At 72.3% G+C, this 15,963-nt stretch carries 16 protein-coding genes; 8 read left to right on the top strand and 8 right to left on the bottom strand.

What is annotated here, in order from left to right; translation table 11 throughout:
- Position 1: 1 nt before the first annotated feature.
- The 3 genes from IH26_RS0105900 to IH26_RS0105890 form a co-directional block, all read right to left on the bottom strand.
- Complete coding sequence (locus IH26_RS0105900; RefSeq protein ID WP_030435076.1) at positions 2 to 604, bottom strand: DUF3090 domain-containing protein; 603 nt, start codon at positions 602 to 604, stop codon at positions 2 to 4.
- Between the two features lie 95 nt (positions 605 to 699).
- Positions 700 to 1,374, bottom strand: a complete 675-nt coding sequence (locus tag IH26_RS0105895) for a histidine phosphatase family protein (RefSeq protein ID WP_030435075.1) — start codon at positions 1,372 to 1,374, stop codon at positions 700 to 702.
- Entirely contained in the window at positions 1,374 to 2,426 is a 1,053-nt protein-coding gene (locus tag IH26_RS0105890; protein WP_030435074.1) for an LLM class F420-dependent oxidoreductase, read from the bottom strand. The genes IH26_RS0105895 and IH26_RS0105890 overlap by 1 nt, the downstream gene beginning before the upstream one ends.
- A 95-nt stretch (positions 2,427 to 2,521) precedes the next feature.
- Between IH26_RS0105890 and IH26_RS0105885 the strand changes: the two genes are divergently transcribed.
- Positions 2,522 to 3,535: an aldo/keto reductase gene (locus IH26_RS0105885; protein ID WP_030435073.1), complete on the top strand. Its 1,014-nt coding sequence runs from the start codon at positions 2,522 to 2,524 to the stop codon at positions 3,533 to 3,535.
- A gap of 190 nt (positions 3,536 to 3,725) precedes the next feature.
- Complete coding sequence (locus IH26_RS0105880; protein ID WP_030435072.1) at positions 3,726 to 3,917, top strand: DUF5703 family protein; 192 nt, start codon at positions 3,726 to 3,728, stop codon at positions 3,915 to 3,917.
- Positions 3,918 to 3,943: 26 nt separating this feature from the next.
- Here the strand turns inward: IH26_RS0105880 and IH26_RS0105875 are convergent, their stop codons facing one another.
- Both IH26_RS0105875 and IH26_RS0105870 read right to left on the bottom strand, forming a co-directional pair.
- The gene (locus tag IH26_RS0105875; protein ID WP_030435071.1) at positions 3,944 to 4,615 is read right to left on the bottom strand and encodes a hypothetical protein; all 672 of its coding nucleotides are present in this window, start codon (positions 4,613 to 4,615) and stop codon (positions 3,944 to 3,946) included.
- A 21-nt stretch (positions 4,616 to 4,636) separates the two neighbouring features.
- Positions 4,637 to 5,944 (bottom strand): M20/M25/M40 family metallo-hydrolase, encoded by a 1,308-nt coding sequence (locus IH26_RS0105870; RefSeq protein ID WP_030435070.1) that lies wholly within the window; start codon positions 5,942 to 5,944, stop codon positions 4,637 to 4,639.
- A 62-nt stretch (positions 5,945 to 6,006) separates the two neighbouring features.
- Between IH26_RS0105870 and IH26_RS0105865 the strand changes: the two genes are divergently transcribed.
- Both IH26_RS0105865 and IH26_RS0105860 read left to right on the top strand, forming a co-directional pair.
- Positions 6,007 to 6,552, top strand: coding sequence for a hemerythrin domain-containing protein (locus IH26_RS0105865; protein ID WP_030435069.1), 546 nt, complete (start codon positions 6,007 to 6,009; stop codon positions 6,550 to 6,552).
- Positions 6,553 to 6,652: 100 nt separating this feature from the next.
- Positions 6,653 to 7,645 (top strand): LysR family transcriptional regulator, encoded by a 993-nt coding sequence (locus tag IH26_RS0105860; RefSeq protein ID WP_030435068.1) that lies wholly within the window; start codon positions 6,653 to 6,655, stop codon positions 7,643 to 7,645.
- A gap of 85 nt (positions 7,646 to 7,730) precedes the next feature.
- Here IH26_RS0105860 and IH26_RS0105855 read toward each other — a convergent pair whose 3' ends face one another.
- Entirely contained in the window at positions 7,731 to 10,247 is a 2,517-nt protein-coding gene (locus IH26_RS0105855) for an ATP-dependent Clp protease ATP-binding subunit (RefSeq protein WP_030435067.1), read from the bottom strand.
- A gap of 134 nt (positions 10,248 to 10,381) precedes the next feature.
- Between IH26_RS0105855 and IH26_RS0105850 the strand changes: the two genes are divergently transcribed.
- Both IH26_RS0105850 and IH26_RS0105840 read left to right on the top strand, forming a co-directional pair.
- Positions 10,382 to 10,762, top strand: a complete 381-nt coding sequence (locus IH26_RS0105850) for a hypothetical protein (protein WP_030435066.1) — start codon at positions 10,382 to 10,384, stop codon at positions 10,760 to 10,762.
- 269 nt (positions 10,763 to 11,031) lie between these two features.
- Positions 11,032 to 11,571, top strand: a complete 540-nt coding sequence (locus IH26_RS0105840) for an MFS transporter (protein ID WP_211268591.1) — start codon at positions 11,032 to 11,034, stop codon at positions 11,569 to 11,571.
- Positions 11,572 to 12,628: 1,057 nt separating this feature from the next.
- Here the strand turns inward: IH26_RS0105840 and IH26_RS0105835 are convergent.
- Together IH26_RS0105835 and IH26_RS0105830 are read right to left on the bottom strand one after the other, a co-directional pair.
- Positions 12,629 to 13,615 (bottom strand): AraC family transcriptional regulator, encoded by a 987-nt coding sequence (locus IH26_RS0105835; RefSeq protein ID WP_030435065.1) that lies wholly within the window; start codon positions 13,613 to 13,615, stop codon positions 12,629 to 12,631.
- Positions 13,612 to 14,547, bottom strand: coding sequence for an oxidoreductase (locus IH26_RS0105830; protein ID WP_030435064.1), 936 nt, complete (start codon positions 14,545 to 14,547; stop codon positions 13,612 to 13,614). Before IH26_RS0105830 ends, IH26_RS0105835 begins: the two co-directional genes overlap by 4 nt.
- Before the next feature lie 254 nt (positions 14,548 to 14,801).
- Between IH26_RS0105830 and IH26_RS0105825 the strand changes: the two genes are divergently transcribed.
- Both IH26_RS0105825 and IH26_RS0105820 read left to right on the top strand, forming a co-directional pair.
- On the top strand, positions 14,802 to 15,062 hold the full coding sequence (locus IH26_RS0105825; RefSeq protein ID WP_030435063.1) for a hypothetical protein: 261 nt from the start codon (positions 14,802 to 14,804) through the stop codon (positions 15,060 to 15,062).
- A 1-nt stretch (position 15,063) separates the two neighbouring features.
- The gene (locus IH26_RS0105820) at positions 15,064 to 15,951 is read left to right on the top strand and encodes a hypothetical protein (protein WP_030435062.1); all 888 of its coding nucleotides are present in this window, start codon (positions 15,064 to 15,066) and stop codon (positions 15,949 to 15,951) included.
- Positions 15,952 to 15,963: the final 12 nt, after the last annotated feature.

Genomic DNA, 15,963 nt, shown 5'->3' with positions numbered 1-15,963 from the left:
GTCACCGATGGTAGCCGTTGTGCCGGGGGCAGAGGTGGCCGGCCGGGTCGAGCGGCTGGCCGCAGAGCGGGCACGGCGGGCGGCCGGCCGCGACGACGCGGCGGGCGCGGTCGATGAAGGCGCGGGTGGCCTCGGGGCTCAGGCGCACGCGGAGCCGGTCGAGGTCGTCGTCGGGCTCGTCGTCGTCATCGTCGTCCGGGTCGTCGTCGGCGATGTCCTCGGGGGCGTCGGGGCCGAGCGCGATCTCGACCTCCGCCTCGCCGGCCTCGATCGCCTCGATCACCACGGTGCCGCTGTCGACGTCGAAGGCCAGGCCCAGCGTGCCGACCCGGAACTCCTCGTCGACCGGGGTATCCAGCGGCTCGTTGTCGGGGCCGTGCACCATCGGCGCCTCGGGGAGGCTGACCCCGAACCGCTTGTTGGCCTCGAGAAGGAGCTCCTCGAGCTTCTCGGCGAGCAGCGACACCTGCACCTTTTCCAGCGCGACGGTGATCACCCGGCCGCCGCCACGGGCCTGCAGGAAGAAGGTGCGGTCGCCCGGCTCGCCCACCGTCCCGGCCACGAACCGCTCGGGCGGCTCGAAGGAGTGCACCTGGTGGGTCATGGGAACAACCCTATCGAGCCGCCGCCGCAATCGCTCACCCCGCCGACCCGGGTTCGCCTAGGGCGCAATGGGATCGACCTGTGGTGACCCGCCGGTCACCCTCCGGCGCCCCCGCCGACCGCGGCGTCGGAGGTGGCTGCCTCCGCCTTCGTGGGTACGAGCGCGGCCAGGTCCCCGCCCTCGTTGACCCGCACCACGAACGGCCGGGTCGGGGTGTACCGGATGACGCTGATCGAGGCCGGGTCGGCGACGATCCGCTGGAACTGGTCGAGGTGCAGGCCGAGCGCGTCGGCGATGATGGCCTTGATCACATCGCCGTGGCTGCAGGCGAGCCAGAGCGCGTCCGGCCCGTGCTCGGCGCTGATCTTGTCGTCCCAGCGCCGGACGGTGGCGACCGCCCGGGCTGACATGTCCGACATGGCCTCGCCGTTCGGGAAGATCGCCGCGCTCGGGTGCTGCTGGACCACCTGCCAGAGCGGCTCCTTGGCGAGATCCTTGAGCTGCCTGCCCTCCCAGTCGCCGTAGCCGCACTCGGTCAGGCCCTCCTCCTCGACGATCTCCGCGTCCGGCAGGGCGACCTTCACCGTGTTCAAACATCTCAGCAAAGGCGACGAAATGACCGATTTAAGCGGCAGATCGGATAGCCTGCCACCCGCCCGCTTTGCCTGGCTAAATCCGGACTCGTCCAGGTCGACCGGGCGGCGACCGGCCAGCAGACCGCTCGCGTTCGCCGTCGTCCGCCCGTGCCGCAGCAGAAGAACAGTGGCCACTACTCCGCCACACCCGATTCCTCGTACGCCTCGGCCACGATCCGCAGCGTGTCGATCCCGCTCTTCAAATCTCCCACGTACGGGCTGATCGACAGCGTCCCCACGCCGGCCGCCGCGTACTGCTTGAGCCGCTCCTTGACCTGGATCTTGTTGCCGAGGATGGCGGTGCGCTCGATGAACTCCTGCGGCACCGCCTCGGCCGCCTCCGCCTTCTTCCCGGCCAGGTACAGCTCCTGCACCTTGGCGGCCTCGTCGGCGTACCCCATCCGTACGGCAAGCTGGTTGTAGAAGTTCTGGTCCTTACTGCCCATGCCGCCGACGTAGAGCGAGGCGTAGGGCCGGATCACGTCGGCGCACCAGGCCACGTTGTCGCCGATCACCACCGGCACGCTCGGCGCCACGTCGAAGCCGGTCAGGCCCAGCCCGCGCTTGGCCCGCCCGCGCTCGATGTGCTGCAGGTACTCTCCCGCCGCGTCCGGCGCGAAGAAGATCGCCAGCCAGCCGTCGGCGATCTCGCCGGCCAGCTCCAGGTTCTTCGGCCCGACCGCGGCCAGGTAGATCGGGATCTGCGTCCGCGGCGGGTGGAAGCCCAGCTTGAGCGCCTTGCCCGGCCCGTCCGGCAGCGGCAGCGTGTAGAACTCGCCCTGGTAGGACACCGGCTCCCGGGCGATCGCCAGCTTCACGATGTCGACATACTCCCGGGTGCGCTGCAGCGGCTTGCCGAAGCGGACGCCGTGCCAGCCCTCGGAGACCTGCGGCCCGGAGACGCCCAGCCCGAGCCGGAACCGACCGCCGGAGAGCGCATCGATCGTCGCGGCGGTCATCGCGGTCATCGCCGGGGTGCGCGCCGGGATCTGCATGACGGCCGCGCCCAGGTCGATCTGCCGGGTCTGCCCGGCGATCCAGGCGAGCATGCTGACCGTGTCCGACCCGTACGCCTCGGCGGACCAGGCCACCGCGAAGCCGAGCCGATCCGCCTCCTGGGCCATCGCCAGATGATCCGCGGGCGTGGTCCACGCCGCCTGATAGCCGAGGCTGAGTCCGAGCCGCACGGTGGTCCTCCAGATGCAAAGTGATCCCCTATGAGGCAGCCTACTGACTGCTCGGAGCATTTCCCCGGTGGCACCATCTGAATAAGGTTCAACCCATGCAGCAGCGACCGCTCGGCCGAAGCGGGCTGGCGGTCTCCCGGCTGGCCCTCGGCACCATGACCTGGGGCCGCGACACCGACCCCGACGACGCCGCCGCCCAGCTCAAGTTCTATCTGGAGGCCGGCGGCACCACGATCGACACCGCCGACGTCTACGGCGACGGCGACGCCGAGGCGGTGATCGGCTCGCTGCTCGACCACCTCGTCCCGCGCGACGAGGTGGTGATCGCCACCAAGGCCGGCCTGACCCCGCACGGCTACCGCCGCCGCGACGGCTCCCGCGGCAACCTGCTCCGCTCGCTGGACGCGTCGCTGCGCCGCCTCGGCACCGACTACGTCGACCTGTGGCAGGTGCACGGCTACGACGCGGTCACTCCCCTGGAGGAAACGCTCGGGGCGCTCGACCACGCGGTCTCGTCCGGGCGGGTCCGCTACGTGGGCGTGTCCAACTTCGCCGCCTGGCAGACCGCACGCGCCGCGACGTGGCAGGCGGCCTACCCCGGCCGGGCCCCGATCGTCGCGGCGCAGATGGAGTATTCGCTGCTGGAGCGCGGCATCGAGCGCGAGCTGCTGCCCGCCGCCGCGGCCCTCGGCTTCGGCTTGCTGGCCTGGTCCCCGCTGGGCCGAGGCGTGCTGACCGGCAAGTACCGCAACGGCCGCCCGCTCGACTCGCGCGCGGCCACCGAGCACCTGGCCCCCTTCGTCCAGACCTACCTGGAGCCGCGCAGCTCCTCGATCGTGCAGGCGGTGGTCACGGCGGCCGCCGGGCTCGGCGTGTCCCCGCTCGAGGTGGCGATCGCGTGGGTCCGCGACCGCCCCGGGATGGCGTCGGCGATCCTGGGCGCCCGCACGGCCGGCCAGTTGCAGGGCGCACTGCAGAGCGAGGAGCTGACGCTGCCGGCCGAGATCGCGGCCGCACTCGACGACGTGTCGGCGATCGACCTGGGCTACCCGGAACGCGAGGGCGTCGGCTACCCCGAGCCGGAGAACTGGGGCCCGGCCGGTCAGTAGGAGACCCGGCCACGCGGGCCCGCCCGGCGGCCGGAGTCGGAGCCGGCGTCGCAGGCAGCTGCCCCGGCGAACCGGGGACTCGGCTGATTCGTACGGCCGACGGCGCGGAACGGAAACGCCCGGATCCTGCCCCGCTGAAACGCGCGCCGAAGGGTAGCCACTCGACGATCAGGGGCGCATATTAGACGCCATGGACTACGAATACGCGCCGTTGCGGTTGCCTTCGAATGTCGACAAGTTGACCGCGGCGGCGCAGCTCGCCATCCAGGCGGAGTTCTCCGGCTGGGAGCTCGCCCGGGTGCAGCTCTTCCGGGACGGCACCCGCAAGGTGATGCTCCGCCGGCGCATCCAGAGCAACCCGCAACCTGGGCTCAGTTACTGAGAGCCCAGGTTGCGGCGTTTTACCAGCTAGTGGTTGTGCCCGGCGTGATCCTCTTCCTCGTCGGGGAGGAAGGGGTGCTCGTCGAGGCGGCCCACGAGCAGATCACCCTCCTGGGGCTGGAACGGGCCGTCTCCGTCGGAGTCCTCGAAGGCCTCCAGGTCGAGCGGCTGGTCGATCTCGCTCACGGTCAGCAGGCCGTCGAGCGGCTCCAGCTCGGGCACGTCCAGCGAGGCCAGTGAGCCGTCGCCGGCCTGCAGGAGCTCGAGCACGGCCTCGCCGACCGTCTCGACCGCGCCGGCGTCCTCGTCGTCGGGCACCGAGTTGCGGCGGGCCACGTCGGCCACCCGCAGCAGCGCGCCCACGCTGGGCACCCGGTAGTCGCGGCGCTGGCGCACCGAGATCACCTGCGGGTACGGGTCGGTCGCCTCGGCCGCGTCGAAGCCGTCGGCGCCCAGGCCGAAGCGCTGGTCGGCCTCGTCCGGGTCGATCGACTCCACGTCCCAGGGCGTGACCTCGCCGTACGCGTCGAGCAGCTTCTCGTCGTACGCGAAGGAAGCGTTGTTCAAAGCGACGTACGCCTGCCAGACGTCGTCGTCGTCGATGCGGCCGGCGGCCGCCTTGACCGCCGTGAGGTGCGCCCGCGCCGCCGCCACGACCTCGTCGAGAGCAGCGTCGAGCTCGGCGTTCTGGTCGGTCATCTATGGGGTCCTTCCCGGTATTCAGCTGGTTCGCAGGAGTCGGTCGAGCACACGCACGCCGAACTTTAGTCCCTCCACCGGAACCCGCTCGTCGATGCCGTGGAACAGCGCGGCGAAGTTGAGGTCGGGCGGCAGGCGCAGCGGCGCGAACCCGAAGCAGCGGATGCCGAGGGTGGCGAACGCCTTCGCGTCGGTCCCGCCGGACATCAGGTAGGGCACCGTGCGGGCGCCCGGGTCCTCGGCGCGCAGGGCGGCACCCATCGCCTCGACCAGCGGGCCGCCGAACTCGGTCTCCACGGCCGGCTGCCGGTGGTTGTGCTCGATCTCGACGTCGGGGCCGATCACCTCGCGCAGTTCGGCGAGGAACGACTCGGCCTGGCCGGGCAGCGTACGGCAGTCGATGGTGGCCGACGCCCGCCCGGGGATGACGTTGTCCTTGTAGCCGGCCTCGAGCCGGGTCGGGTTGGCGGTGTTGCGGATGGTGGCGCCGATCAGGTTGGCGATCGGGCCGAGCTTGGCGATCGCGACCTCGGGATCCTCCGGGTCGATGTCGATGTACAGCGCGTCGCCGACCCGCAGCAGGAACTCCCGCACGGTCGGGGTGACCACCACCGGGAAGCGGTGCCGGCCGACCCGGGCGACCGCCTCGGCGAGCGCGGTCACGGCGTTGTCGTCGTGGATGAACGACCCGTGCCCGGGCCGGCCGGTCGCGTGCAGCCGCAGCCAGTCGAGCCCCTTCTCGGCGGTCTGCACGAGATAGAGACGAAGATCATCATTGACCGTGTACGAGTAACCGCCGACCTCGCCGATCGCCTCCGTGCAGCCGTCGAGCAGGTCGCGGTGCTTCTCGACGAGGAAGCCCGACCCGTACGCCATCCCCGCCTCCTCGTCGGCGGTGAACGCGAGCACGACGTCGCGCGGCGGCACGTACCCGGTGCGGCTCCACTCCCGGACCACGGCCAGGATCATGGCGTCGAAGTCCTTCATGTCGATCGCGCCGCGGCCCCACAGGTAGCCGTCCTGCTCCTCGCCGGAGAACGGGTCGACCGACCACTCGCGCGGGTCGGCCGGGACGACGTCGAGGTGGCCGTGCACGAGCAGGGCGCCCCGGCCGCGGTCGGCACCGGGGATGCGGGCGACCAGGTTGGCCCGGCGGGGCGCGGACTCGTGCAGCTCGTAGCCGATGCCCGCCTCGTCCAGCAGCACCGCCACGTGTTCGGCGGCGGCCCGTTCCCCGACCGTCGTCTTCTGGTCGCCGGTGTTGGTGGTGTCGATCCGAAGCAGGTCACGGCAGATGGTCGTGACCTCGTCGGCGGCGGTGGTCTCCATCCGCCCTTCTTACCAGGTGTTTGATACATCGACGGCCCGGGTACCGGCGGGCGGTGTCGTCAGTGAATCTTCCCCCGCTCCCCCCGGTCGGCGGCGAGGCCACCGGCCGTAACGTCATAGATGTCCTCACCGGGCAGCACCGTGACCTGCTGTCCCTCTGCGATCGATTCGGCACCGACCCCCGGGTGACCGACGTTCTCGTTGCCGAATTGTCACGACACCTGTCGGCCGAGGAGCAGTACCTCTACCCGGCGATCAGGACGGCCGTGCCCGGCGGCGAGGAACTGGCCGCGCGCGAGCTGGCCGAGGACCACCAGCTCCTGCTTCTCATGAAAAGTCCCGGCAAAGACCTGATTGCGGCCGTACGCCGGCACGTGGCCGCGGATACCGAGGAGCTCTTCCCGGTGCTGGCCGAGATGGTCCCGGTCGACGACCTGATCCGCCTCGGCAACCGGGTGGAGACCACCGAGGAGGCCGCCCCGACCCGGCCGCACCCGGGAACCCCCTCCACGCCGCCGTGGAACAAGATCGTCGATCCGGCGGTGGCGGTGGTCGACAAATTCCGCGATGTAGTCACCGGGCGTACGACGTACTTCAGCGATTTGTGATGTTACCGACGGGTTCGTTTACCGTTTTGTCACAAGTGTTGGATCTTTCACCAGGCAGCAGGGCTAGCCTTCGATGTCATAAAGGTCCTACCGTCACGCTATGAACCTGGAGCTGCGCCATCTCAAGGTGGTCGTCGCCATCGCCGAGACCGGCAGCGTGACCAAGGCGGCGTCGCAGCTCGGTCTCGCCCAGCCGGCCCTGACCGCGCAGCTGCAGCGGATCGAGCGCACGCTCGGCGGCCCGCTGTTCGAGCGCGACCGCCGCGGCGCCCGCCCCACCGCCCTCGGCGAGCTGGTCCTCTCCCGGGCCCGGGTGCTGTTGCCCGCGATGAAGGGCCTGCAGGACGAGGCGGCCCGGCTGGCCGGCGCGGCCGGCGCCGAGGAGCTGAGCCGCTACCGGATCGGCGCGGTCGGCGGCCCGGTCCTGGCCGGGATGGTGAACCGGCTCTCGATCGCCCAGCCGGACGCCCAGATCACCACCCACGCGTCCTACTACGTCGACGAGCTGGCCACCATGGTGCTCGCCGGCAAGCTGGACTACGCGCAGGTCGGCGTCTGCGGCGACGCGCTCCCCTCGGCCGACTACGGCCTGGTCTGGCAGACCATCGCGGTCGACGCGGTCAGCGTGCTGATGCCCCAGGACCACCCGGGCGCCAAGGACGTCGACGTCGACCTGGCCGAGCTGGCCGACGAGCAGTGGGTCGGCTCGACCGGCGACGGCTGCCTGGCCGACTGCTTCGCGGCCGCCTGCGCCCGGGCCGGCTTCACCCCGCGCCGGGTGCTCGAGACCGACGTGCGCAGCTGCGTCGACATGGTCGAGCAGGGGGTGGCGCTGGGCCTGTGCCAGCCGACGTTCCGGCAGCCGGCCGGGCTCACCCACCGGCCGATGCGCGGCGCACCGCTGCGCTGGCGCCTGGTGCTCGGCTGGCACCCCGAGTCCCCCGCCGCCCGCAGCGCCCCGCGGCTGATGGAGATGGCCCGCGAGGCGTACGAGGAAGCGGTCAACCGCAATCCGCCGTACGTCGATTGGATGGTCGACCACCCGCAGCTCGGCGTGTCCCCCGACGCATTGGCCCCGCTCAGCGGACGCTGAACGGGGCCGTGCCGGCTACCGGCGCCTGGTTCTTCGGACGGCGCGGAGAACCCGGGCCTCTACGGGGCCGGTCGTCCGCCGCGCGTCAGTTGAAGACGAGCTTGCCGTCGGCGACGTCGACGGTGACCGTCTGACCCGGCTTCAGGTCGGACGAGAGCACCAGCTTCGACAGCCGGTTGTCCAGCTCGCGCTGGATCGTCCGGCGCAGCGGCCGGGCGCCGAACTCGGGCTGGAAGCCCTTCTCCGCCAGCCAGTCCACCGCCGCGGTGCTGATCTCCAGGTGGATCTGCTGGTTGGCCAGCCGGCGGCGGGTCTCCTGCAGCATCAGCTCGGTGATCTGCCGCAGCTGGTCGGTCTCCAGCTGCCGGAAGATGATGATCTCGTCGATCCGGTTGATGAACTCGGGCCGCAGCTGCTCGCGCAGCCGCCGGTCGAGCCGGTCGCGCAGTTCCTCGTCGGCCGACGCCTTGGCGTCCGCCGCGCCGAAGCCGACGCTGCGCCGGGTGCCGCTGATGATGTCCGAGCCGAGGTTGCTCGTCATGATCAGGACGGTGTTCTTGAACGACACCGTCCGGCCCTGGCTGTCGGTCAGCCGCCCGTCGTCCAGCACCTGCAGCAGGATGTTGAACACGTCCGGGTGGGCCTTCTCGATCTCGTCGAGCAGCACCACACTGTACGGCCGCCGCCGCACCGCCTCGGTCAGCTGCCCCGCCTCGTCGTAGCCGACGTATCCGGGCGGCGCGCCGACCAGCCGCGACACGGTGTGCCGCTCCTGGAACTCGCTCATGTCCAGCCGCACCATCCGGTCCGAGTCGCCGAACAGCGCCTCCGCCAGCGAGCGCGCCAGCTCGGTCTTGCCGACGCCGGTCGGGCCGAGGAACAGGAAGCTGCCCACCGGCCGGTCCGGGTCGCCCAGTCCGGCCCGCGACCGGCGGACCGCCTCGGCGACCGCCTCGACGGCGTCCTCCTGGCCGATCACCCGGTCGTGCAGGTGCGCCTCGAGGCGCAGCAGCCGGTCCCGCTCCTCCTCGGTGAGCTGGGCGACCGGGATGCCGGTGGCCCGGGAGACGACCTCGGCGATGTCCGCGTCGGTCACCTGCGGCACGCCGCCGGGCCCGGTCTGCGCCTCGTCGATCTTGAGGCGCAGCTCGTGCATCCGGTCCCGCAGCTCGGACGCCTTCTCGTAGTTCTCGGCGGCCACGGCCTGGTCCCGGTCCCGGCTCAGCTGCTCGAGCTCGCGCTCGTACGACCGGGTGTCCGGCGACGGGGTCTTGACCCGCAGCCGCACCCGCGCGCCGGCCTGGTCGATCAGGTCGATCGCCTTGTCCGGCAGGAACCGGTCGGTGATGTAACGGTCGGACAGCTCCGCCGCGGCGTCCAGCGCCTCGTCGGTGATCCGCACCTGGTGGTGCGCCTCGTAGTTGTCCCGCAGCCCGCGCAGGATCGCCACGGTGTCCGCGACGCTCGGCTCGCCGATCAGCACCGGCTGGAACCGCCGAGCGAGGGCCGCGTCCTTCTCGATGTGCTTGCGGTACTCGTCGAGCGTGGTCGCGCCGACCACCCGCAGCTGCCCGCGGGCCAGCGCCGGCTTGAGCATGTTGGAGGCGTCCATGCCGCCCCCGTCGCCGCCGCCACCGCCCGCGCCGACCAGCGTGTGGATCTCGTCGAGGAAGACGATCAGGCCGTCGCCCTCGCTCTGGATCTCGTCGATGACCTTGCGCAGCCGCTCCTCGAAGTCGCCGCGGTAGCGGGTGCCCGCCACCAGGCCGGCCAGGTCGAGCTGGATGACCCGCTTGCCCTCCAGGGTCTGCGGCACGTCACCGTCCACGATGCGCTGGGCCAGGCCCTCGACGACGGCGGTCTTGCCGACGCCGGCCTCGCCGATCAGCACCGGGTTGTTCTTGGTACGCCGGGACAGGATCTCCACGGCCTGCTCGATCTCGTCGGCCCGCCCGATCACCGGGTCGATCTCGCCGCGCCGGGCGAGCTCGGTGAGGTCCACACCGTACTGCTCGAGGGTGGGGGTCTTGCCGCTTCCACCTGCGGATCCGCTCCGGCCCGGGCCGCCCGGCTGCGGCTCGCCGGCCTGCGGCTGCAGCGCCTGCGGGTCCAGCTTGCCGGCCAGCAGCCGGCCGGCCGCCGAGTCCGGGTTGAGGCCGAGCGCCATCAGGATGTGCTCGGGGCCGACGTAGGACGAGCCGAGCGCCCGGGAGATCTGCAGGCTGTCCAGCAGGGCCCGCTTGGCCTGCGGGGTCAGCGCCACCTGCTCCGGCGGGTTCTCCCGCACGCCCGCGGGGCGACCCAGGGCGGCCAGCAACTGGTCCGGGTCGGCGCCGGCGCGGCGTACGGTCTGCTTCATCGCGTCCTGCTGGAGAGCACCCCACAGCAGGTGGTCGGTGTCCAGGTCGGCGACCAGACGGTCGGCGTCGGCGAGCTCGGCGGCGCGACGGGCGGCGGCGGAGAGCACCTCACGAGCGTCGCCGCTCATGTACTTCGTGATGTCGATGCGCTGCTGCCGGCGCGGCTCGGCCGCCCCGAAGAAGCGCGAAAAGAGGTCGTCCCAGCTCCCGGGTCCGCCCGGTCCGATCGGTCCGATACTCATAAGTCTTCTTTTCTCCCGATTACCTAGCCTGCGTACGGACGGTTTACCCGCGCCGCACGACCCCTATCAGCGCTCCCCGGCATAGATTGATTCCCCGATCTCACCAAAACTTGACACGGGTAGGCTCAACTCTCATGACCGTACCGCTCGTGATCGTCGACGGGGCCAACGTCGTCGGATCCGTCCCCGACGGTTGGTGGCGCGACCGCGCCGGCGCGGCCGTCCGGCTCCGCGACCGCCTGGCGTCGGTCCTGACCACCGGCCTGCCCGACCTGCCCGGCCCGGTCGAGGTCACCCTGGTCGTCGAGGGCAAGGCAAGGGACATTCCGCAAAGCGAGAACGGGGTACGGGTGGAGCGCGCGTCCGGCTCCGGCGACGACAAGATCGCCGACCTCGTACGCGCGGAGGCCGCGACCCGCCGCACCGTGGTCATCACCGCCGACCGCGGCCTGCGCGACCGGGTCCTGGCCCTGGGCGGCGAGGTCCGCGGCCCGTCCAGCGTTCCCCGGCGCTAACCTGTCCCGGTGATTCTCGGGGTGTACGCCTCGGCGGCCGCTCTGCTCGCGCTCGCCCGCTGGGTCACGCCCGACCTGCCCCGCTACGGCAACGACCACGATCGCGGCGACTTCGCGCCCTGACCGCTCCCGGGCTCTTCTCCGCGTCCCCCTTCGTTTCTCCCTCAGCCGGGAGTCCTCCGTCATGCCCGCAGCCTCGACGGTCCTGCGCGCGCCCCAGGTGCCGCTCGTCCTCCCGGCACTGGGCCGGCCCGCTACGCGTCCCGTCCTTGGTGGTGCTGGTGCTGGGCGTGGCCTGCACCGGCGCCGCCGTCGGCAGCATCCCCGTCGTGCCGACCGGCTACGCCGAGGCGGCCGGCAACCGCGGCCTCATCGGCTGGCTGCTCGCCTGCCAAGCAGCCGGCGCCCTGATCGGCGGCCTGCTCTACGCCCGCGCCGGCCCCGGCCGCCCATCCCGCCTGCCCTTGCTGGCCGCCTGCTTCGCCCTCGGCTACGTGCCCCTGCCGCTGGCCCCCGCACCCGCTTGGATGACCCTGCTGCAGGCGGTGAGCGGCCCCGGCCTCCCACCGCTGCTGACCGCGTGCTTCCTGGCGGCCGACCGCCTGGCCCCACCCGGCACCGCGGTCGAGGCGTTCGCCTGGATTTTCACCGCGTTCACGGTGGGCAGCGCGACCGGCGCGGCCCTGGCCGGCCCCCTCACCGACGTGAGCGTGCGCACCGGCTTCGCCTTCGCCCCGCTCGCCGCCCTGCTCGCCGTGGCCGCGATGGCAGCGGTCGCCACCACCCGCCCCACACCGCCAAACAGCTGACACCTGTCGCCCCCGCGCGGCTCGGAGCTCCCGGCGTGCACCTGGCGGGGGTGATCACGGGCCCTCCGTGGACACTGCGAGCTGTCGCACTCGGCTGCCTTATTCACACTCGCTTATGCACACTCGGCGGGCCGGCCGTTCACACGTCGCGGCCGGTCCCGCATCGCGCGCGAGCAGTCCCAGTGCGGGCACCCTCCCGCATGTTGACGCATGTTTCCCGCATTGTGGCCAGGGCTTCCACATACTGAGCAGCTCCCTGACATTTTCCTCATTTCAGGCGCGCCGAGCTCGACCCTGAAGAGATCGTGCGCGGAGCGAACGCCGACGCTTCACCCTTGGCAGCATGGCGCCGACCTTGACGGGTTGGGCATGTGCGCCGATGGCACACAGCGCAGGGTCGCGGAACCCGGCAAGCAGCGATGCGCAGCGCAGACTGCCGCGAACCCACTTCTCCAAGATCGAGGCTGGGCCCGGCCAAGGGCGGCGTTTGGTGTTCGCCGCAAACCAAGCCGGCAACCACCCGCGACAACCGCCCCGCCAAGGCGCGAAGCGCCCCCGACCCCGATCCGAAGGTGGGTGATCTCCTTGCGACGGCAGCCGAACGCCATCTGATGCTCGGGCAGGAGGGCAACCGGTTTTTGGTTGCGCTCCCGCCCGAGCATCAGATTCCCTATGGTTGTCGCCGCAAGGAGATCACCCACCGCCCCCAGCGCAACAACGACGCCAGCCAGATCTCTGCAGCGATGGCCGGGTCTGGGCGGAGCCCAGGGTCTACCCTCACGGCACCCCGGGACCGCACGCCGCCACGCAGTCGCGCCCCGGGCAACCACCCGCAGGCGTCCGCAACCCAGGTGCACTACCACACGTCCTGCTGATCACGTGGCGTTTCCACAGCACCGGGTCGTCCACAGGGCACGCCTATCCCCCACGGCACCATCGCGATTTCTCCGCCACAATGACCGGCGGGGGCACCCCCTGGGAGGGCGGGATCCGAGGGGCCGGATCCGAGGGGCCGCCAACGCGCGACAACCGGCACGGGACTGACCGGCGGCCCCATCTACGGCGCGACAGCTCGGGCCTGCTGCGGTGTCGTGCCGGACCAACGGTGGAACGCCCGGTAGAACGAGCTGGGCTCGTCGTACCCCAGCAGGAAGGCCACCTCCGCCACCGTGATGTCCGGCCGGTCCAGGTAGTGGTGGGCCAGCGCGAGCCGCGTACGGTCGAGGACGCCCTGGAACGTGGTGCCCTCCTCGGCGAGCCGCCGCTGCAGAGTGCGGCCGCTCAGGGCGAGGCGCCGGGCCACGGCCGCCGCGTCGGCGCGGCCGGCCGGCAGCAGCTCCAGCAGGGTCGCCCGGACCCGGTCCGTGGTGGACTCGACGCGATCCAGGTCGGCCAGGCGGCGGCGCAGTTCGGGCTCGAAGACGCGCCACATCTCCTCGTTGGCGGTGAGGAACGGGCGCGCGGCGTCGTCCGCCGAGAAGGTCACGCCGGTCGGCGAGCCCACCCGGAACGACACCCCCAGCAGATCCCGGTACGCGTCGCCGGCCGGCGGGGACGGCATGGTGAGAGCCACCGGAACCACCCGGGCCCGGGTGCCGAGCCGGGCCAGCATCACGATGAACGCCAGCTCGAAGGCGACCAGCCCGGCCGGCGGCGCCGGATCGGCCGGCCACGTAACGGTCAGCCGCAGCCCGGCCGGGACCTCCGCCACGTCGAGGGTGAGCGGCCCGATCAGGCGCTTGTGCGCGGCCATCCGCTCGGCCGCGTGCCGCAGGTCGGGGCTGCACAGCGCGGCGAACACCGGCGGCTGGAAGATCTCCGCCGAGATGTGCTCGGCCATCGCCGCGCCGATCGCCGGGTCGCCGGTGACCGACTCCAGGGCCGTCCACAGGCCGTAGAGCTGCGCCGCGGTCAGATTCACCTGGGGGCGAAGGAACAGGTCCCCGGGCAGCCCGGCCACCCGCAGGACGGCGGGGACGGGCACCCCCACGTCGGCCAGCAGGGCGACGGTCCCGGGGCTGAGCGCGAAGCGGCCGGCGGTCAAGCGGCCACGACCCGGGCCACGTCGATGTCGAGGCCGGTCAGCCGCCGGGAGACCGACCACAGCACGGCGATGGCGTGGTCGGCGCCCGGCCGGATCAGGCGGCGACGCACCGGCGGCCCGCTGCTGGTCCAGCGCGGGCCGTACATCGTGCCGCCGGCCGCGTGCGGGTCGGTGGCGGCGCGCAGCTGGCACAGGGCGCCACGGTCGGGGGTCATGCCGATCCGCCGGGTGAGGGTCAGGAAGAACGGGCCCAGCCGGCCGCCGCCGCCCTGGTCGACCGTGTGCGACTGGAGGCCGGTGTCGGCGAGGCCGGGGTGGGCGGTGAGCGCGCGGGCGGTCACCCCGGCGGCCCGCAACCGGCGGTCGAGGCCCTGCGCGAAGTGGCGATCGGCGAGTTTGCTGTTCCCGTACGCAATCCAGGGTTTGTAGTTGCGGTCGAGGAACGGGTCCTCGGGGTTCAGCGGGCGGCCGAGATGCTGCGCGGTGCTGGTCAGGGTGACCACCCGGGCGGCGGGGGCGCGCAGCACGGCCGGCAGCAGGCGGGCGGTCAGCGCCCAGTGGCCCAGGTGATTGATGCCGAGCTGAGATTCGAAACCGTCGGCCGTACGCCGTGGGGGCATCGCCATCACGCCGGCATTGTTGATCAGCAGGTCGATCGCCGGGTGCGCGGCGAGGATGGTGCCGGCGGCGCGCTCGACCGAGGCCAGGTCGCCGAGGTCCAGCTCGACGATCTCGGCCGAGGCGCCGGGGTGCCGGGCCAGCAGCTGGTCGCGGGCCGCCGCCGCCTTCTTCTGGTCGCGGGCGGCCATCACGACGTGCGCGCCCTTGCCGGCGAGGGCGATGGCCGTGATCAGGCCGAGACCGCCGTTGGCGCCGGTCACCACGGCCACCCGGCCGTCCTGCCGGGGGATGTCGTCGATGCTCCAGGTCATGCCCTCGACGCTACGAGCCCGGGCCGCCCGGGGCAGTGGCCGATCGCGCCAAGTCGCTGGCAGATGGCGCCATCGCTCACTCATTTTCACTCCTCGGTCGGATCTTGGACTCGATGGGCGGACGGGGTGTGCGGCGGTGCTTTGGTGAGGGTTCCGGCCTGTCCCGCGAATGGGGTGTGCGGGGACAGCGGGGCAGGAAGGGGGCAGTAGGCTGAGGGCCGAAGTCGGGTTCCGCACAGCAGGAGGCTGCACGGGTGGCCAGTGTCGCCGAGGTCAAAGCGGCGGTCGACGCCGCGCTCCAGCAGGTGAGCGAGGGGCAGGCGGCGATCCAGGCGGCCCGGGAGAAGCTGGGCGAGGCCCAGCAGAGCCTGGCGGCGGCGCTCGAGGGCAGCGGGCACGACGCGGTGACCTCGGCGTATGCGTCGCTGTCCCAGGCCGACCAGCAGCTCGAGGAGTGCATCGGCGTGACGGCGGCCGCCGTCGAGCAGGCGCAGACCTACACGGCCAACCTCTGAGATGTCGCTGATCCAGGACCTCGGCGCCCAGGTTCGCGCCGCCTCCGACGAGTTGCCCACCGGGCTGGTCACGGTGGCGATGGAAAAGCTGCGCGGCGCCACCGAGCTGCTCATGTGGGTGCGCGAGACCTCGCAGGACCCGATGGGCGTGCCGCAGCTGGGCAATGCCCTGGAGGCCGCCGAGCGGGCCGCCGCCGCGCTCCGGGTGGCGCAGGACCAGCTCGCCACCTACCTGGCCGGGCTCGGCCTGGCCGCCGACGCCGCGGCGCCGCCGGATCGGGATTGGAAGGCCGGGCTGGAGCCGCCGGCGGTCCAGGCCGCCGATGGGGAAGCGCCGCCGCCGGGCGAGCAGCTCGGGCCCTGGTGGCAGCAGCGCGTCGCGCAGCTGACCGGCGAGCCCGCACCGCAGCAGGACAGGAGCAAGCCGGCGTCCACCGAGGACACCGCGGAGCTGCTGCGCAAGGTCGCTTCCGGCGTACGGGCGGGGGACAAGGCGAAGGTGGGGCGCGACCTGCACGGCGCCAGCGCGGCCACCGGGCTGGCGCTGTCCGCGGTGACCTCGCCGGTGCTGCACCGGCTGGCCGGCGACCTGCTCGGCCACGAGCCCCGGCCGGACGACGTGGAGCGGCTGCGGACGGCCTCGGCCGGGCGGGTGCGCTCGCTGCTGCCGGGGACCTCCCCGGCGGTGCTCGACACCCTCCTCGCCCGCATCTGCCGCGCCCCGGTCAAGCAGACCCAGGGGCAGCCGGCCGCGCACCCGGCCGACAGCGCGGTGACGGCGAGCGTGCTGACCGGCGTGCTGCTCGCCCGGCTGGGCCGCGACGCGGCCACGCTCAAGCCGGACGCCCCCGACCCGGTGCGCCGCGCCGAGGCCGCCGACGCCCGATGAGAGCATGCTGAC

Source organism: Actinoplanes subtropicus, from assembly GCF_000721705.1.
Lineage (GTDB): Bacteria > Actinomycetota > Actinomycetes > Mycobacteriales > Micromonosporaceae > Actinoplanes > Actinoplanes subtropicus.
The sequence above is the reverse complement of the archived record's forward strand: the minus strand, read 5'-3'. Positions and strand labels throughout refer to the sequence as shown.

Excerpts from the sequence above, each read along its gene's own strand:
- IH26_RS0105900 (WP_030435076.1), bottom strand. The coding sequence starts at position 604 with ATGACCCACCAGGTGCACTCCTTCGAGCCGCCCGAGCGGTTCGTGGCC.
- IH26_RS0105885 (WP_030435073.1), top strand. The coding sequence starts at position 2,522 with ATGCAGCAGCGACCGCTCGGCCGAAGCGGGCTGGCGGTCTCCCGGCTG.
- IH26_RS0105880 (WP_030435072.1), top strand. The coding sequence starts at position 3,726 with ATGGACTACGAATACGCGCCGTTGCGGTTGCCTTCGAATGTCGACAAG.
- IH26_RS0105875 (WP_030435071.1), bottom strand. The coding sequence starts at position 4,615 with ATGACCGACCAGAACGCCGAGCTCGACGCTGCTCTCGACGAGGTCGTG.
- IH26_RS0105870 (WP_030435070.1), bottom strand. The coding sequence starts at position 5,944 with ATGGAGACCACCGCCGCCGACGAGGTCACGACCATCTGCCGTGACCTG.
- IH26_RS0105860 (WP_030435068.1), top strand. The coding sequence starts at position 6,653 with ATGAACCTGGAGCTGCGCCATCTCAAGGTGGTCGTCGCCATCGCCGAG.
- IH26_RS0105855 (WP_030435067.1), bottom strand. The coding sequence starts at position 10,247 with ATGAGTATCGGACCGATCGGACCGGGCGGACCCGGGAGCTGGGACGAC.
- IH26_RS0105850 (WP_030435066.1), top strand. The coding sequence starts at position 10,382 with ATGACCGTACCGCTCGTGATCGTCGACGGGGCCAACGTCGTCGGATCC.
- IH26_RS0105830 (WP_030435064.1), bottom strand. The coding sequence starts at position 14,547 with ATGACCTGGAGCATCGACGACATCCCCCGGCAGGACGGCCGGGTGGCC.
- IH26_RS0105820 (WP_030435062.1), top strand. The coding sequence starts at position 15,064 with ATGTCGCTGATCCAGGACCTCGGCGCCCAGGTTCGCGCCGCCTCCGAC.